General features: G+C 67.4%; 16 protein-coding genes. 13 read left to right on the forward strand and 3 right to left on the reverse strand.

The annotated features are described in order from the left end of the window. Positions 1 to 78: 78 nt before the first annotated feature. From U5798_RS05770 to U5798_RS05815, 10 genes are all read left to right on the forward strand, one after another. A complete protein-coding gene (locus tag U5798_RS05770) occupies positions 79 to 489 on the forward strand; it encodes a hypothetical protein (RefSeq protein WP_124456149.1) in 411 nt (136 codons plus the stop codon). Positions 490 to 552: 63 nt separating this feature from the next. Beyond that, positions 553 to 1,353, forward strand: a complete 801-nt coding sequence (locus U5798_RS05775; protein WP_124456137.1) for a hypothetical protein — start codon at positions 553 to 555, stop codon at positions 1,351 to 1,353. 124 nt (positions 1,354 to 1,477) lie between these two features. Beyond that, entirely contained in the window at positions 1,478 to 4,108 is a 2,631-nt protein-coding gene (gene pgaA / locus U5798_RS05780; RefSeq protein WP_322081496.1) for a poly-beta-1,6 N-acetyl-D-glucosamine export porin PgaA, read from the forward strand. A gap of 15 nt (positions 4,109 to 4,123) precedes the next feature. After that, the gene (pgaB, locus tag U5798_RS05785) at positions 4,124 to 6,217 is read left to right on the forward strand and encodes a poly-beta-1,6-N-acetyl-D-glucosamine N-deacetylase PgaB (RefSeq protein WP_124456135.1); all 2,094 of its coding nucleotides are present in this window, start codon (positions 4,124 to 4,126) and stop codon (positions 6,215 to 6,217) included. After that, a complete protein-coding gene (pgaC, locus tag U5798_RS05790) occupies positions 6,214 to 7,485 on the forward strand; it encodes a poly-beta-1,6-N-acetyl-D-glucosamine synthase (protein ID WP_322081497.1) in 1,272 nt (423 codons plus the stop codon). The genes pgaB and pgaC overlap by 4 nt, the downstream gene beginning before the upstream one ends. Next, positions 7,463 to 7,951: a Biofilm PGA synthesis auxiliary protein PgaD gene (locus U5798_RS05795; RefSeq protein WP_124456133.1), complete on the forward strand. Its 489-nt coding sequence runs from the start codon at positions 7,463 to 7,465 to the stop codon at positions 7,949 to 7,951. Before pgaC ends, U5798_RS05795 begins: the two co-directional genes overlap by 23 nt. A 116-nt stretch (positions 7,952 to 8,067) precedes the next feature. Continuing rightward, entirely contained in the window at positions 8,068 to 9,891 is a 1,824-nt protein-coding gene (glmS, locus tag U5798_RS05800) for a glutamine--fructose-6-phosphate transaminase (isomerizing) (protein ID WP_124456132.1), read from the forward strand. Beyond that, on the forward strand, positions 9,888 to 11,138 hold the full coding sequence (locus U5798_RS05805) for a hypothetical protein (protein ID WP_322081498.1): 1,251 nt from the start codon (positions 9,888 to 9,890) through the stop codon (positions 11,136 to 11,138). Before glmS ends, U5798_RS05805 begins: the two co-directional genes overlap by 4 nt. Positions 11,139 to 11,306: 168 nt before the next feature. Further along, positions 11,307 to 12,143: a cytochrome c gene (locus U5798_RS05810; RefSeq protein WP_322081499.1), complete on the forward strand. Its 837-nt coding sequence runs from the start codon at positions 11,307 to 11,309 to the stop codon at positions 12,141 to 12,143. A gap of 30 nt (positions 12,144 to 12,173) precedes the next feature. After that, the gene (locus U5798_RS05815; RefSeq protein WP_124456129.1) at positions 12,174 to 12,656 is read left to right on the forward strand and encodes a GNAT family N-acetyltransferase; all 483 of its coding nucleotides are present in this window, start codon (positions 12,174 to 12,176) and stop codon (positions 12,654 to 12,656) included. Positions 12,657 to 12,741: 85 nt separating this feature from the next. Here U5798_RS05815 and U5798_RS05820 read toward each other — a convergent pair whose 3' ends face one another. Genes U5798_RS05820 through U5798_RS05830 form a run of 3 tightly spaced genes read right to left on the reverse strand, consistent with a single transcriptional unit; the run spans position 12,742 to position 15,702 of the window. Next, positions 12,742 to 13,992 (reverse strand): Zn-dependent hydrolase, encoded by a 1,251-nt coding sequence (locus tag U5798_RS05820; RefSeq protein ID WP_322081500.1) that lies wholly within the window; start codon positions 13,990 to 13,992, stop codon positions 12,742 to 12,744. After that, entirely contained in the window at positions 13,985 to 14,509 is a 525-nt protein-coding gene (locus U5798_RS05825; RefSeq protein WP_322081501.1) for an L-2-amino-thiazoline-4-carboxylic acid hydrolase, read from the reverse strand. Before U5798_RS05825 ends, U5798_RS05820 begins: the two co-directional genes overlap by 8 nt. Positions 14,510 to 14,535: 26 nt before the next feature. After that, the gene (locus U5798_RS05830) at positions 14,536 to 15,702 is read right to left on the reverse strand and encodes a branched-chain amino acid ABC transporter substrate-binding protein (protein ID WP_322081502.1); all 1,167 of its coding nucleotides are present in this window, start codon (positions 15,700 to 15,702) and stop codon (positions 14,536 to 14,538) included. Between the two features lie 178 nt (positions 15,703 to 15,880). On the opposite strand from U5798_RS05830, the gene U5798_RS05835 reads away from it, so the two are divergent. From U5798_RS05835 to U5798_RS05845, 3 genes are all read left to right on the forward strand, one after another. After that, entirely contained in the window at positions 15,881 to 16,777 is an 897-nt protein-coding gene (locus U5798_RS05835) for a LysR substrate-binding domain-containing protein (RefSeq protein ID WP_059237086.1), read from the forward strand. Positions 16,778 to 16,867: 90 nt separating this feature from the next. Then, positions 16,868 to 17,086 carry a CopG family transcriptional regulator gene (locus tag U5798_RS05840; RefSeq protein ID WP_322081503.1) on the forward strand — a complete coding sequence of 73 codons (219 nt, stop codon included), beginning with the start codon at positions 16,868 to 16,870 and terminating at the stop codon, positions 17,084 to 17,086. Further along, complete coding sequence (locus U5798_RS05845; protein WP_124456125.1) at positions 17,080 to 17,445, forward strand: type II toxin-antitoxin system VapC family toxin; 366 nt, start codon at positions 17,080 to 17,082, stop codon at positions 17,443 to 17,445. The genes U5798_RS05840 and U5798_RS05845 overlap by 7 nt, the downstream gene beginning before the upstream one ends. The last annotated feature ends 195 nt before the right edge of the window (positions 17,446 to 17,640 follow it).

The raw sequence follows: 17,640 nt of genomic DNA on the forward strand, positions 1-17,640 counted from the left end.
ATAGCGTGTCGCAAAAAGAACGCTGGCAAATCTGATCCGGAATGAATGCATGTCATTGATTCCGGGCGGGAGATTGCAATGTCTTCCTCGTTTCGACAGCATGCTCGCCCTTTCCTGAGCGTTTTCATCTATGCGCTCTGCATGAACGCCATGGCCCAGGCCCCCGCGTCCGGTCCGGGTGCCGACCGCTACGTGATTTCGTATATCTGCGGCGACGCCCGGATCGACGGGAGCGCACCGCTTCCCCCCGACGGCCGGCCATACAACCTGGGCGTGTCGTTTGCTTCCGCGAGTACCGGGCAACCGCTGGCCAACGTGCAGGTACGCCTGAGACGGCACGGCCGCGTGCTCGTCGAATTCAACGCATCGGGGTCGCGCTGCCTGTTCAGCGTGCCGGATGCGAGCTACCGGGTCGAAGGGACCTATCAAGGCGCCACCCAGTTCGCGATCGTCGAAACGGGCACGCTCACCACGCAGTTGCGATGGTGAATGCCGTCCGACCCCGCCCCGATCGTGTCATTCACCGCAACGCATCGAATCGAGGAGTATTGAATGACTCGTGCAGAACGACCGGACGGCTCGCCCGCCCGTCAGCCGAAACCCTCCTGGGGTCCGGGAAAGAACGCGGCGCTCAGCGTTGTCGCGTTCGCCGCGATCTTCGGCCTGTTCGCATACGTCGAGCGGGACAGGACCGTCGGCCATGCGAGCGTCGCGCACGACATCTCCGGCGTGATCTCGTCCGCCGTCGGGAAATACCGCCAGGCGATCGTGGCCGCGACGTCCCGCGCAACCGGTGCGTCCGGCACGACGGCCGCCACCGCGCCTGCGCAGACGATTGCACGACCGACCACGTCACCTGCAGCCCCGCTGCCGGAGCCGGCCGCTTCGGCGCCGCACGAAGTGTCGACCGTGCCGCCCGTCACGCTCGCGGTCGATCCGGAAGCGGCACCGCGCGCAACGCCACGCGCCGCCACGAAACACCGGCCGCAGTCGCACGCGGCACCGGCGGCACTCGCGGCCAATTCGCATGCCGCGTCGGCCAACGGACGCGCCGCCGAACGGCGTAGCGCGACGCATCGCGCGCCGCGAACCGAAACGCTGGCGGGCACGAGAAAGCGCCTGGACTACACGCCGAAGCCGCGCTCGTACGGCAGCGACACGGCGCGCATGCAGACGGCAAGCGTCACGCACGCGGAACTGGAAAGCGCGCGTGCACTGGCAAAAGCGCGCTCGTGCGCGCAGATCGACGAGTGGGACTGTGTGGAGCAGAACGCGAGCCGAGCGCTCGCCATCGACCCGAAGAACAGCGAATCGCGCGCGCTGCTTGGGCAAGCGATCCGCAATCGCCTGTGAATCCGTCGAACGCCGCCGGGCCTCGCCGCCCGGCGGTGCGCGGCCGGCGACGCGTGTCGCCGGGCGTGCAACCGATGTGATCGTTTCAGAGTGAGATGTGATGGTTTCAAAATGAGGAGACATCGTGGCTAACAATCGTCAACAACAATGCACCACCGCCGCTCCGTCCAACCGACGGATCCTCCTGCATGCGCCGCTGGTATTGCTGCTCGTCGCGTCCAACCCCTGCTTCTCCGCCGAAGGCGACGCGAAACCGGGCGGCGCGGGAGCCATCGCCGGGTCCGCACCGGATGCGCTTCCTCGCGGCCTGCACGCGACAGTGACATCGATAGAGATCGCACAGGATGCCGGCACGCTGCCTCCTCATGCAACGACGCCGATCGCGCGGGCTTCGGACGCGTCGCTGCAGATCGCGCAGGCGCCGAACCCGACCATGCCGACCACGGTCGTGGTGGACCCGGTCGTATCGCAGCCGGGCGATCCTGGGCCGGGCGCGGCCTCGCCGATGCTGCTTGCCCAGGCGTTCGACACCGCGCCTCCGACGCCGTCGGCATCACGCGCGTCCACGTCAAATGTCCCGCTGCAGCTTGCCCAGGCATCCGGCACCGCGCAGCCGAATGCGCCGGCACCGTCCGCGCCCGCGTCGGGCGCCCCCCCCACTCCGCCGACACAGACCGCGCAGGCATCCGGCACCCCGATGCCGAACTCGCCCGCGCCCGTCACCACGTCCCCCGGTTCGCAACCGCCGTCGTCCCAGACGCCGAGCTCACAGACCCCCGGCGCCCAGCTCCCCGGCGAGGCGATCCAGCGATCCCAAGGGCCCGACGTCGAAGCGCCGAATGCGCAGGCGCCGAATCTCCGTACCGCCGATGTCGAGACGGTGCGTAAAGACGTGTTCGGCCTCGCGGCGAGCGGCGGCGCGGTCAAGGCGCTCGACGAGGCGAAGGCGCGGCCCGATGCATTCTCCGCGGTCGACATCGCGCAGCTGGAAGAACTGTCGATTCGCCAGCAAGTGCGCGGCGGACGCGACAAGTCGCGTTCGATGACGAGTTCGGACCGCTTCGACGGAATCGACAACGCACTGCGCGCGGCGGACGACCTCGACAAGCGGATGCCTGCCACACCCGAGTACACGCCGGTGCGCACCGCACTCGCGGGCGACCGGGTCGTCGCGCTTGCGGCACGCGGCGACATGAAGCCGGCCGTCGCGACGTTCGAGACGATTCCGTCCAACGCGGAAATCTCGATCGATGCGCTGGCGGCGGTCGGCGACGCCTACCTGTACCTGAGCGAGCCGGGCAAGGCGAACGCCGTGTATGCGCGCGCGCTGAAGCAGGCCACCGCGTCGCCGACGGATCGCGCGACCCGCGGCTTCCAGTACGGCTCGCGCACGCGTCCGATCGAACTGCAGGAAGGACTGTTCTGGTCGTACGTCGACCAGGGACGTGCGCCGGAAGCGAAGCAGGTGCTCGACGAGATGGGCAAGTCGCTGCCGCCGGCCAAGGAAGTGACCAGCGTCGGCCCGGGAGAAGGCGACTATCTGCGCTACTACCGGCTGCGCGCTCAATATCTGATCTTCACGGGTCACGTGAACGAAGGGATCGCCGCGCTCGAACAGCTGGAACAACAGGTGCCGTTCAACGCGGAGGTCCGCGCCGCCCACGCCGACGCCGTGTCGGGGCAAGCGCATCCGCGCCAGGCGATCTCGATGTATCGCGCGTCGCTGACCGATCACCCGGACAGCGTCGAGATGCTCGCGGGCCTCGGCCGCGCGTCGCTCACGGCAGACGACTACGCGACCGCGAAGACCGTCGACCAGACCCTCGGCAACACGTTCCCCGACAGCGGCGCCGTGCGCGGCTTCAAGCGCGACTACAACGCATACCGCAGCCCGGTGTTCACGACCGACCTGAGCTTCGAGCACGGCAACAGCGCGCTGGCCGACAACAGCTTCACATCGGACAGCTATGTGTATTCGCCACCGTTCGGCGACAACTGGCGCGTGTTTTCGCACACGTTCTACGGCTTCGCGCAGACCGACGGCGGCCACGTCAGCCGCACGCGCACCGGCGTGGGCGGCGACTACCGGCGCGGCCCGCTCACCGTGCTGGGCGAAGTCACACGCTCGATCGGCGCGGACGGCCGAACCGGCGGTCGCGGGACGATCGCGTACGCGCTCAACGACTACTGGACGGTCAGCGCCGGGCTCGACACCAACGACAACTCGTTGCCGTGGAAGGCATACGCCGCGCACATCTGGGGCCGCTCCGCGAACGCGGAGGTCGTGTATCGCCAGAACGACCGCCGCGAGGTCAGGCTGAGCTACGGCGTCAGCCGCTACAGCGATTCGAACCTGCACCAGGAGATCACGGCGACCGCCACGCAGCGTGTGTACACGTCCGCGAAACAGCTCGTCAATGTCTCGCTGAATCTCGGCACGGACAGCAACACCCGCAAGGACGCACCCTACTTCAGCCCGGGCCGCGACTACGCAGCCGCGGCAACCGTCATGCACCAGCTGACGCTGTGGAAGAAGGGTGACATGAGCCTGCAGCAGCGCGTGTCCGCGTCGGGCGGCGTGTACAACGAGCGCGGCTTCGGCACCAGCCCGCTGTGGAGCGCACGCCTCGAGCATGCATGGACGTTCAAGCACGACATCACGCTGTCCTACGGCGTCGAAGTCAGCAGCCATGCGTACGACGGCCAGCGCGAGCGCTCCGAAACCGGCTTCCTGTCGCTCAACCTGCCGTTCTAGCAAGGAGATCGTGCAATGCAAACCAGACGGACCTTCATGTGCGGATGCTTTGGCACGTTTGCCGCCTGTTCGCTGTTCCCGGGCGTGACCAACGCCAAGATGATCGACCTGCTGCCGCCGTCCGATCCGGCCGACGGCAAGACGTTCCGCGTGATCTGCATGCACGACGTGCGCGACAACCTGATGGCGTCGTTTTCGTCGCGCTCGGCGCTGGTCGACGCGTTCGCGGTCGATACCGGCACGCTGACCGCGATCTTCTCGTGGCTGCAGACCAACAACTACCACACCATCACGGTCAAGCAGATCGAGGCGTCGCGGCACGGCGGCAAGCCGCTGCCGCCGCGCGCGGTGCTGCTCACGTTCGACGACGGTTTCCGCAGCCACTACACGAAGGTGCTGCCGCTGCTCGAGCGCTTCAAGTATCCGGCCGTGATGGGCCTCGTCACCGCGTGGATCGATACGCCACCGGATACGCCGATCCGCATCAGCGACAAGGTGCAGGTGCCGCGCGACTACTTCCTGTCGTGGGACGAGGTGAAGAAGCTCGGGCAGTCGGAATTCGTCGAGCTCGGCTGCCACACCCACAATCTCCATCATGGCGCGGTCGCGAATCCGCAAGGCAACGAATTGCCCGCGACCACGTCGCATCTCTACCTTCAGGATCAGAAGCGCTATGAAACCGACGCCGAATTCCACGCACGTGTGCACGACGACCTGCAGACCTGCGTGCGGCAGATCCGCGAACGTACGGGCATCGTCGCACGCTCGATGGTGTGGCCGTACGGCGCGGAAAACCAGCCCGTGCGCCAGATATCGACGTCGCTCGGCATGGACATCCAGTTCAGCCTCGATGCCGGCCCGAATACGCCGGACGTACCGCTGGACCGGCTGAGACGGATCCTGATGATGTACGACGTGGATATCGGCGGGTTCGAGCGCTCGATGCGCGAGCCGGCATCCAACCGCGGCGACGTCGACGTGCCGGAGCGCACCGTGCAGGTCGATCTCGACCAGGTCTACGATCCCGATCCGGCGCGGCAGGAAGCGAATCTCGGCAAGCTGATCGAGCGCATCTACCGGATGCAGCCGAAATCGGTGTACCTGCAGGCCTATGCGGACCCGAAAGGCACCGGCGTGGCCGAATCGGTGTACTTCCCGAACCGGCACCTGCCGATGCGCGCCGACCTGTTCTCGCGTGCCGCGTGGCAGCTCAATACGCGTGCCAACGTGCAGGTGTACGCGTGGATGCCGGTGCTCGCGTTCCGGCCGCCGGGCGACAAGCAGGGCGGGCTCGAGGCCGTCACCGCATACGGCGGCGCGCCGGCCCGCGAGAACGGTACGCGCGTGTTCCGGCTGAGCCCGTTCGATCCGGGTGCGCGGCTGATGATCCAGCAGATCTACGAGGATCTCAGCAAGCACGCGTCGTTCAGCGGCATCCTGTTCAGCGACGACGCCGTGCTCGACGACTACGAAGATGCGGGCCGGCACGCGCTGCAGACCTATTCGCAATGGGGGCTGCCGGCCGACGTCGGCAAGATCCGCGAGAACCCCGACCTGATGAAGCGCTGGACGCGCCAGAAGTCGCGCTACCTGATCGACCTGACCCGGCAGCTCCAGCAGATCGTGCTGGCGCACCAGAACGTCGGCGACGTGCTGACCGCGCGCAACATCTTCGCGCTGCCGGTGCTCAAGCCCGAGTCGGAAGCGTGGTATGCGCAGAACTACGACGATTTCCTCGCAACCTACGACTACGTCGCGCTGATGGCGATGCCGTACATGGAGCAGGCGAAGGACCCCGAAGGCTGGCTGGACCAGCTCGTGAAGGCCGTGCGCACGAAGCAGCGCGGGCTGCAGCGCACCGTGTTCGAACTGCAGGCGTACGACTGGCACGGGCAAAAGGCGGTGCCGGCCAGCACGCTGCTCGCGCAGATGCGCCGGCTGCGCAGCGAGGGCGCCGTGAACTTCGGCTACTACCCGGACAACTTCCTGAACGGCCAGCCGGAGCTCGATGCGATGCGCGACGTGATGTCGCTGAAGTCGCGCCTCGACCCGACGTCGATCAACGCGCTGATGCAGCTGCAGCAATCGCAGGGGGCGAAGACGCCATGAGCAACCACGGCATCATCCAGCGCCTGCAGGATTTCGTCTTCTACTACCCGTTCTTCATGTCGTATCTGTGGATGATCGGCGGCGTCGTGCACTACTTCCTGCTGGAAGAAGGCCGCGTGCTGTCGAATCGGACGATCGCGTCGAGCGGCATCCCGAAGATCTCGATCGTCGTGCCCTGCTTCAACGAAGCCGCGAACGCGCGCAGCGTGATCAGCCACCTGAACGAGATGCAGTATCCGAACTACGACATCATCGCGGTCAACGACGGCAGCAAGGACCGCACCGGCGAGATTCTCAACGAACTGGCTGTCGAGATCCCGCGGCTGCTCGTGATCCATCACGCGCGCAACGAAGGCAAGGCGGTCGGGCTGACGACCGCCGCGGCCGTGTCGAACGCGGAATACCTGCTCTGCATCGACGGCGACGCGCTGCTCGCGCACGACGCGATCGGCTGGATGCTCGAGCACTTCCTGACCGACCCGGGTGTCGGCGCGGTAACCGGCAACCCGCGGATCCGCACGCGCACGTCGCTGCTCGGCCGCATGCAGGTCGGCGAATTCTCGTCGATCGTCGGGCTGATCAAGCGTACGCAGCAGGTGTACGGCCGCATCTTCACGGTGTCCGGCGTGATCACGATGTTCCGCAAGACCGCGCTTGCCGACGTCGGCTACTGGAGCTCGGACATGCTGACCGAGGACATCGACATCAGCTGGAAGCTGCAGTGCCGCGACTGGCGCGTCGTGTACGAGCCGCATGCGCTGAGCTGGATCCTGATGCCCGAGACGCTGAAGGGGCTCTACCGGCAACGGCTGCGCTGGTCGAAAGGCGGCATCCAGGTGCTCATGAAATATGCGGGCACGCTGATGCGGCCGACGCAGATGATGATGTGGCCGCTGTTCGTCGAATACCTGATCGGCATCGCATGGGCCTATTCGATGTCGTTCATCCTGCTGCTCGCGCTGGTGGACGTCGTCTACCCGTTGCCGCCGAGCTGGCATGTATCGGTCGTGCCGCACTGGCACGGGATGCTGCTGGTCGCCACCTGCATCCTGCAGCTGATCATCGGCAGCATGATCGATCGACAGTATGACGAAAAACTCCTGATGTATTTCCTGGACACCATCTGGTATCCCGTTGCTTTCTGGCTGATCAGCATGATCACTACCGTCGTCGCCCTGCCCGCCGTCGTGCTGCGGGGCCGCGGCAAGCGAGCCGTGTGGGTCAGCCCCGACCGAGGCATTCAACATGAAGAACGCGCCGATTCTTGACCTTTCCCTGCGCACGCCGCGCGAAATGATCGCCGAACGCGGCCGCATCGTCGGCTCCGTGCTGGTCGTCTGGTTCCGCCTCGTGCGGCCGGCACTGGTCGGCGCCGTGTGGGCCTCGATCTGCATCTATACGTACCGCTACCTGCTGCCGTTCAACCAGGCCGAGATGCCGATCGAGCAGATCGTGTTCTACGTCACGAGCATCGCGCTGATCGCCGGCACGATCGTCATGTGGCTGATCGCGGGGCGCGTCATGCATCCGCTCGCCTACCGGTTGCGCGTGTCGAAGATGCTGCGGCGCTCGGCCAGCGTGAAGGTGCGCTCGGTGCCGACCACCGCACTGGCCGGCGCCCGCCGGCGCGGTGCGCGGCGCACGACGCGCATTCTCGTCGCGTCGCACGATGCGAACGGATCGATCTCGGGTATCGAATGGGTCGCGCATGCCGGGCCCCAGCCCCGCGAATAGATCGCCGGAGACGTGCCGTGTCGGGCGCGACGCATGCCGCGCGACGCGCACCGCTCCTGAAATCGTGCTGCCGCGCGCCGCGCGCCAGCCGCCAACCTACCGTAGAGAGGTGAATCATGTGCGGAATCGTCGGAGCAAGCGGCCTGAACAATCAGGTGCCGCAACTGGTCAATGCATTGAGCCGGCTCGAGTATCGCGGCTACGATTCATGCGGCATCGCCGTGCAGGACGACGGCCGCCTGCGCAGCGAACGCACGTTGCGGCGCGTGACGGACCTGCAGGCGCGCGTGCTGACGCTCGGCCTCGAAGCGCAGACCTGCATCGCACATACGCGCTGGGCGACGCACGGCGCGCCGTCGGAAATGAATGCGCATCCGATCATGTCCGGCGACACGATCGCGGTCGTGCACAACGGGATCATCGAGAACCACGACGCGCTGCGCGTGGAGTTGCGCGAGCGCGGCTACACGTTTCGCGGCCAGACCGACACCGAGGTGATCGCGCACCTGATCCACAGCGTCTATCGCGACGACCTGTTCGACGCGGTCGTGCGCGCCGTCAAGCGGCTGCACGGCGCGTACGCGATCGCGGTGCTCAGCGCGCGCGAGCCGCAGCGCCTCGTCGCCGCGCGCGCGGGCTCGCCGCTCGTGATCGGCATCGGCGCCGAGCAGAACTACCTCGCGTCGGACTGCGCGGCGCTTGGCGACCTGACCGACCGCTTCGTCTACCTGGAAGACGGCGATGTCGCGCTGATCACGCCGGAGCGCATCGCCGTGGTCGACTCGGGCGGCCAGGAAGCCCAGCGCCCGCTGTGTCAGGTGAAGGCGCGCGAAGGCGACGCCGCGCTCGGCCCGTACCAGCACTTCATGCAGAAAGAGATCTTCGAGCAGCCGAAAGCAATCGACAGCACGCTCGACGGCATCGACACGATCTCGCCGGCGCTGTTCGACGCGACCGACGGCACCCGTGCCCTCCTGTCGAAAGTCAGGAGCGTGCTGCTGCTCGGCTGCGGCACCAGCTACTACGCGGGCCTGACCGCGAAATACTGGCTGGAAAGCATCGCCGGCATCCCCGCGCAGGTCGAGATCGCCAGCGAATTCCGCTACCGCGACACGGTGGCCGATCCGCGCACGCTCGTCGTCGGCATCTCGCAGTCGGGCGAGACGGCCGACACGATCGGCGCGATCGAGCAGGCACGCGCGATGGGCCAGGAACTGTCGATGGCGATCTGCAACGTCGCGACCAGCACGATCGCGCGCAACGCGCCGCTGCGGTTTCTCACGCGCGCCGGCATCGAGCTCGGCGTCGCGTCGACCAAGGCGTTCACGACGCAACTCGTCGCGCTGTTCGTGCTGACGCTCACGCTCGCCCAGCAGCGCGGCCGGCTCGACGCCGCGCAAGTAGCGATGCATTTGAAGCAGCTGCGCGCGCTGTCCGGCCGCATCAGCCACGCACTCGCGCTGGAAACGCAGATCATGGGCTGGGCCACGAAGTTCGCGCGCACCGAGAACGCGCTGTTCCTCGGGCGCGGCATCCATTTCCCGATCGCGCTGGAAGGCGCGCTGAAGCTCAAGGAAGTGTCGTACATCCACGCGGAAGGCTATGCGGCCGGCGAGCTGAAGCACGGTCCGCTCGCGCTCGTCACGAGCGCGATGCCGGTCGTCACGATCGCGCCGGACGACCGCCTGTTCCAGAAGCTGAAATCCAACATGGCCGAGGTGCGTGCGCGCGGCGGGCGGCTCTACGTGCTGGCCGGCAGCCAGCTCGAAATCGATGCCGACCGCGACACGCACCTGATCCGCGTGCGCGAATCGGGCGACCTGCTGTCGCCGATCGTCAACGTGATCCCGCTGCAACTGCTCGCATATCACGTCGGCTGTGCGCGCGGCGCCGACGTCGACAAGCCGCGCAACCTCGCGAAATCGGTGACGGTCGAATGACGCGGCGAATACGGCCGGCATTGGCGGCCGCGCTCTGCGGCGCGTGCTGCATCGGCGCGGTGCCGCTGTCCGCCCTCGCCGCCGCACCGGCCGTGCATACGGTCACCGTGCCGGCCTCGGCATCGTCGCAGGACAGCGGCGACCCGCGTCGCTTCATGCACGGCATCGGCGTGGCCGACGCCGGCAACGGCAAGCGCTGGGTGTTCTTCAGCAGCTCGGGCATCGTGCCGCGCGGCGCGCTGCGCAGCGGCAACTGGCCGCATGACGTGTACGTCGGCGAATGGCAGCCCGGCAATCCGCGCCTGCTGCATGTCCGCACGTTCATCAGCCGCCCCGAAGCACAGGAACCGGTGTCGATCGCGCAAAACGCGCGCGGCGACATCTTCGTCACGTTCGAGGACGGCTGGAACGCGCCGCAGGAAGTCAGCCAGCGCTACGGCGTCTACCGCCGCGACCTGAAGCCGATCAAGCCCTACCCGAACGAGGTCGAGGCGGGCGGCCATTCGGGGCACGTCGCGACGGTCGGCGAGCGCTACGTCGTGTTCTATTCGGCCGACTGGGTCGACGGCGGCGGCGTCGACAATCTCGGCACCGGCAACGGCGTGTACCTGAAGACCTACGACGCGGCCGGACGCGTGCTGAACCACGTCGCGGTCGCGCCGCACCGCCGCGAATGGTGGCCCGTGATCGCGGGCTCGCCGCGCACCGCGCTGCTCGTCTGGCAGAAATTCATCGAAGGCAGCACCGACGCGACGCTCGAATACGCAACGTTCGATCCCGTCACGGCGAAGCTGGACCTGCTCGGGACGCTGAACGGCAGGATCCGTTACTACGTGTACTCGTCGGCCTATGTGCCGGAGATCGACCGTTTCATCGTCGTCACGACGACGGCAGACGATCGCGGCGTCGCGATGCTGATCGCCCCGGACGGCCGCCGCACCGCGACGCTCGACTGCCTGCCCGCGTCGGTGCGCGAATCCGGCATCGGCGTCTCCGGCTCGCATGCGTACGTCCCGACCCGCGACGGGCGGCTGCTGACGCTGGCGCTCGGGGCCTCGGACATCTCGGTGAGCGGTGTGCAACGTTCGCCGATTCCGTGGGGCTCGACCGGTATCGCCGGGTTCCCGGCGCGCGGCACGGCGATGCATTTCGTGTCGCTGACGCCGGCGGGCACGCGCGAAGCCGATTTCGAAGCGGAGCGCGATACACCGTTGCCGAAAGGCGAAGCGCCTTGTTCGAGTCATTGACGACGGCCTGGCCATCGGCCACGTCGTGAACGCGGGCCGGCCTCGCCCCCTTTCCTCAGCCGAATTCGCCAGCGCCGCGCGTAGCGGATAGACTGTCGCCCGAGTCTTTCCCATCGACCGCGGCGCCTGCCTCCTGCCGCCGCCGGAACGCCCTTTCCTGGAGAACGAATGCTGAAGCGCCCGTGGTTTTCGCTCGTGCTGCTGACGGTGTGCCTGCTCGCACAACGTGCGTCGGCGCAGTCCTCGCTCGAACTCGACACCGACGGCACGGCCCGCGCGCTCACCCGGCAGACGCTGCTCGCGCGCCCCGATGCGGCGGACATCCACGTGCCGCGCGACATCGCGTACGGCCGGCCGATGACGTTCCGCGCGGTGCCGTTCGCCGCGCTGCTCGGCGACACGCCGCTGCCGGCCGACGGCGTGCTCGAAACGCGCGCGGCCGACGGCTTCGCCGCGCAACTGCCGATGGATCTCGTGCGCCGTCATGCACCGGCTCGCGCGGTGCCGTGGCTCGCGATCGAGGATCCGGCCCATCCGTGGCCGAAGCTGCCCGGCAAGCCCGTCAGCGCCGGGCCGTTCTACCTCGTGTGGCTCGGGCCGGACGCCGCATCGGTGCGCGGCGAGCAGTGGCCGTACCAGATCGTGCGTGTCACGATCGAATCGTCGCCGCTCGCGCGCTGGCCGTCGCTCGCCGTCGACGCCGCGTTGCCCGCCGACGCGCCGGCCCGCGCGGGCCAGCGCCTGTTCGTCACGCAGTGCCTCGCATGCCACCGCCTCGACGGCGCGGGCAGCAGCCACGCCGGCCCCGACCTGAACACGCCGATGAATCCAGTCGACTACTTCCAGCCGGCCGCGCTGCGCCGCTATATCCGCAATCCTGCGTCGGTACGCGACTGGCCGGGCCGCAGCATGCCGGCGTTTCCGCCCGACCAGCTGAGCGACCGCGAACTCGACCAGATCGTCGCGTATCTCGCGTATATGGCAACGCGCAAGGCCGGCAAGTAACGCGCCGCCAGGACCATCCAGGGAACGTTGATGACGTCACGCGACACCCGCTTCACCATCGCACCGATCGACGCCGTGCAGACGCACCCGCTCAGGGCGGCGATCCTGCTGAATGGCGACCTGAACGCGTGCGAACTGACCGGCGACCATGCGCCGACGACGCTGCACGTCGGCGTGCGCGACGGCCGGTCGAACATCGTGGCGGTCGCCTCGCTGTGCGAGGAGCCGCGCGACGACGATCCTGCCCGGCCGGCGTGGCGGCTGCGCGGGATGGCCGTCCATCCGACCGTGCGCGGCATGGGCTTCGGGAGAGAATTGGTGCAGGTTTGCGTACGGCACGCGGAAGCACGCGGCGCCGCGCTCGTATGGTGTACGGCACGCGAAGCGGCGTACCGGTTCTATGAAAAGCTCGGGTTCGCGGCCGACGGTGCGTTGGTGACGATGCCGGGTCGCACCGATACGGCGTTCTACGTGATGCGCCGATACATCGATCGACGTTCGCGGTCAGCCTGACGCAACGCGCGCACCAGCACCGCGCCGGACGGAGGCAGGCACGGCCCCCGGGCGAACACCTCCCGCCGGGCCGTGCGCATCGCGCTCAGGCCTCCTGCGCGCTCTGCAGCACCGCACGCAACAGCACGTCGGCGCCCGCCGCCGCCCATTCGGGCGTAATCGCTTCGGCCTCGTTGTGGCTCAGCCCGTCGACGCACGGCACGAAGATCATCCCGGTCGGCGCGACCCGCGCGACATAGCACGCGTCATGGCCCGCGCCGGACACGATATCCATGTGCGACAGCCCGAGCGCCCGGGCCGCGTCGCGTACCGTGTCGATGCAGCGCGGCGCGAACGGGACCGGCGCATACGTGAAGATCTGCTCGATCTGCGCACCGAGGCCGGATTCCTCCGCCACGCGCGCGAGCTCCGCGCGCAGCACCGCGTCCAGTTCGTCGAGCACCGCATCGTCGGGATGCCGGAACTCGACCGTGAAAAAGCAGCCGCCTGGCACCGTGTTGCGCGAATTCGGCCGCGCCTCGATCATCCCGACCGTTGCGCGCGCGTACGGCGCGTAACGACGGCCGAGCACCTCGACGAACGAGATCATCCGCGCGGCGCCGACCAGCGCATCGCGACGGACCTCCATCGGCGTCGTGCCCGCGTGCGCGTCGACGCCGGCCAGCGTCACTTCGTACCAGCGCTGCCCCTGCCCGGCCGTCACGACGCCGATCGTCTTGCCGGCCCGTTCCAGAATCGGGCCCTGCTCGATATGCAGTTCGTACGCCGCGTGCACCGGGTAGCCGCCGACGGGTTCGGCGCCCGCGTAGCCGATCCGCTCCAGTTCCTCGCCGATCGTCCTGCCCGCGCCATCGGTGCGCGACAGCCCGTATTCGAGCGTGTAGACGCCCGAGAACACGCCGGCCGACACCATCGCCGGCGCGAAACGGGAGCCTTCCTCGTTGGTCCAGATCACGACGTCGACCGGATGCTCGGTCTCGATGCCCGCGTCGTTCAGCGCGCGCACGACCTCCAGGCCGCCGAGCACGCCGTAGATGCCGTCGTACCGGCCGCCGGTCGGCTGCGAATCGGCATGCGAGCCCGTCATCACCGGCGCGGCATCGCGGTTGCGGCCCGCGCGGCGCGCGAACACGTTGCCCATCCGGTCCACGCGCACCGTGCCGCCGGCGTCGCGCGCCCACTGCACGAACAGGTCGCGCGATTCGCGATCGAGATCGGTCAGCGCGAGGCGGCAGACGCCGCCCTTCGGCGTCGCGCCGATCTGCGCCATCCGCTCGAGCGATGCCCACAGGCGATCGCCGTCGATGCGCGGTGCGTTCACGGTGCCGTCACGCATCGCCGTTCTCCGGCGCGCGCTGCAATGCGTAGCGGAAATCGCAACGCTTGCCGCCCTGCATGATCGTGCTCGTGCGCGTGAGCGCGACGTCCGGCGCGTAGCCCTGGATGAAATAGCTGTCGCGCGCGCAGCTCAGCAGGTGCCCGATCTCGCCGAGCCCCATCGCGTGATACATCTCCGCATAGCTGCAGCGATGCACGTCGTAGTCGTAGTGCGCATCGTCCGCACGCCGCACCTCGACGTCGAGCGCATCGTCCTTCTCCCACAGCACCTGCAGCGCGATGAACGACTTCACGCTCGTGCCGCCAGGCTCCTGCGCCGCGAACGTGCGGCCCGCGTCGACGGCCGCGCCGCGCACGGCTTCCGCGATCACGGCCTGCGCGCGCTCGGTGCCGAACTCGCGCTTCATGATCTCGTAGATCGGCTTGATGATTTCCGCTTCGATGCGGCGCCGCGCGAGGATCCCGAGGCGCGTGTCCTCGGGTGCGGCGGCGGATGTCGGGTTCGCTTCGGTCATGGGGATCGTCTTGGTTGTCGGGTTGCTTACTTGGCCGCGGTGCGCGCGCCGCCGAGCACGTCGACGACGGTCCATTTGCCGCCGCGCACCTGGTAGATCGTGAAGGCCGGGTCCTTCAGGTTGCCTTCGCCGTCGAACGCGATACGCCCCGTCACGCCCGGCCGGTCAATCGCGCGCACCGCCGCGACGAGCTTCGCCGGCTGCGTCGTGCCGGCCTTCTGCGCGGCCGCGATCAGCGTGGCGGCCGCGTCGTACGCGAACGGCGCATGCAGTTCGATCGGAGCACGGAAGCGCGCCTGGTATTGCGTGTCAAACGCCTTGCCGCCCGGCATCCGGTCGAGCGACAGGCCCGGTTCGAGCGCCGTCACGCCGTCGCCGTCCTTGCCCGCGAGCGACAGGAAGGTCTGGCTCACGAAACCGCCCGCGCCGAGCAGCGGCGCGTTCACGCCAAGCTGGCGCATCCGGCGGGAGATCGGCGCAGCCTGTGCATCGAGGCCGCCGAAGAACACGAGATCCGCGCGCTTGCCCTTGATCGCGGTCAGCACGCCGCTGAAGTCGGTCGTCTTGTCGTTCACGTACTGGCGATCGACGATCGCGCCGCCGTTCGCCTGCACGCCCTTGATGAACTGGTCGGCCAGCCCCGCGCCGAACGACGTGCGATCGTCGATCACCGCGATGCGCTTCGCCTTCAGCGTCTTCACCGCGTACGCGCCGGTGAAATTGCCGCCCGCATCGTCGTGACCCATGATGCGAAACGCCGTCGCGTAACCCTGCTGCGTGTATTGATGGCCGGTGGAGGCCGGCGCGATCTGCGGGATGCCGGCATCGCGGTACACGCGCGACGCTGGCACGCTGCAGCCCGTGTTCCAGTGACCGACGACACCGATCACGTGCTGGTCGACGAGTTGCTGCGCGACCGCGACAGCCGTACGCGGATCGGACTGGTCGTCGGCCGCGACGAGCTTGTAGGCGACCGGCTTGCCGCCGATGGTCGGATGCTTCGCGTTCGCGTCGTCGATCGCGAGTTGCGCGCCGTTCTGCAGATCCTTGCCGATCCGCGCGGACGGGCCGGTGAGCGGCGCGGCGAGACCGATCAGGATCGTCTGCGGCGCGGATTGCGCGAACGCGGGAACGGAGGCGACCAGGGCGGCGGCCGAGAATGCGATGCTGGCGTGGAGGAAGGCGATTTTCATGTGCGAGAGATCGGTGAATCGGATTCAAACATGAAAAATATTAAATATTCAGCACCCAAACCCCAAATACCCAATTGTTGGATGCTTATGCCGTTCTCGACACATTAACGCACAACCCTGTAAACAAAGCATATTTTGATGTTGTCGCTTACCCTGACTTTTCTATAAAATTCGATACATGAAAAATATCGAACAATTGCCGCACGATCCGCCGCTGCGCGCGGTGCGTGCATTCGAAGCGTTCGCGCGTCTCGGGTCGGTCACCGCGGCGGCGGGCGAACTCGACATCACGCCGTCGGCGGTCAGCCATCAGCTGCAACTGCTCGAAGCGTTCATCCAGACGCCGCTGACGGTACGCGAGGGCCGGCTGCTCGCGCTCACCGACGAAGGGCGCGACTACTACCGCTCGATCAGCGCGGCGTTCTCGGTGCTGCGCAGCGCGACGCGCTTCGTGCGCGATCGCTCGTCGCTGCGGCAGATCACCGTCAGCCTGATCCCGTTGCTCGGCATCGGCTGGTTCATTCCGCGGCTCCACGCGTTCCTCGCCGACAACACGGACGTCGACGTCACGGTGCTGTACGCGCATCACCGCAACTATCGGAGCGATGCGTCGGACCTGTCGATCCGCTTCGGCACCGGCGACTGGCCGGGCTACCGCTGCGAGCGGCTGCTGCCGGGCGCGATGGTGCCGATGTGCAGTCCGTCGTTCCTGAAGCGCCACGGGCCGTTCCGCACGCCGGCCGACCTCGCGCGGGCGCCGCTCGTGCACGACGAGGACCGCAGCACATGGGTCAACTGGCTGCAGGGCGCGGGCGTGCGGCACGTGTCGCACGCGGTGGGGCCGATGTTCGAGGATGGCCAGCTCACGCTGAGCGCCGCGCGCGCGGATCTCGGCGCGGCGCTGCTGCGCGCGCCGCTGGTCGAGCGCGAGCTGGCGAACGGCGAACTGGTGAAGCTGTTCGATCATGCGCTCGACGACGGGCGCGATTACTACCTGTGCACGCGCGAGGACGCGGACATGCCCGACGGCGCGCGGCGGCTCGCGGCGTGGTTGCGGAAGATGGCGGGGATTTGAACGCGGTGCGCGGCGCCGATTAGCTTGCTACCGCCTTGCGGGCAGATGATCAGGTATATATGATATGCATATCATATATCGGAGGCTATCATGAGCCGAATTCTGGTCGATCTGTCGGACGGCCAACTCGACGAGTTGGCCGTCATCGTTGAGACTCAACACCGTCCTCGCGCCGCAATCATCCGCGACGCGATCGATGCCTATATTGCCCTGCACAAGCACCGGCTCGCCGACGACGTCTTCGGTCTCTGGAAAGATCGCAACGTCGACGGGCTCACCTATCAGGAAGAACTGCGCTCGGAATGGTAAAAGCTCTCTTCGACACCAACATCCTGATCGACTATCTGGGCGGCGTGGAATCCGCTCGTGCGGAACTGGGCCGCTACGACTATCGGGCGATCAGTACGATCTCGTGGATGGAGGTCCTGGTTGGCACGTCCGCACAGGACGAGGCACCCATCCGCGCGTGGCTCTCGTCGTTCGATGTCATCGCACTCGACAGCTCGGTTGCGAATCGCGCCGTGACAATCCGCAAGGAACGGCGCATACGCCTACCCGATGCAATCGTCTGGGCATCGGCACAAGTGAACGGTCTGCTGCTCGTGTCGCGCAACACGAAGGACTTCCCTGCCACCGAACCCGGCGTTCGCGTGCCCTACAAGCTCTGAGTCAGCTCTAAGTCCGAGCCGTTGTATGCGGCGGAACTCGGCCCTCCCGCAGCACCTGATACGAACGCGCGAGACGACCATCCTGCGCACGCAATGTGCCAGCTATTCGCGCCGGCACATCACGCCAAACTGCCCCGCTCTCACCCGCATTCATCGGCTACCCAATCAACGCCTCCCAAGCCCCACCCAATCAAG

Source organism: Burkholderia sp. BCC1972, assembly GCF_905339605.1.
Taxonomy (GTDB): domain Bacteria; phylum Pseudomonadota; class Gammaproteobacteria; order Burkholderiales; family Burkholderiaceae; genus Burkholderia.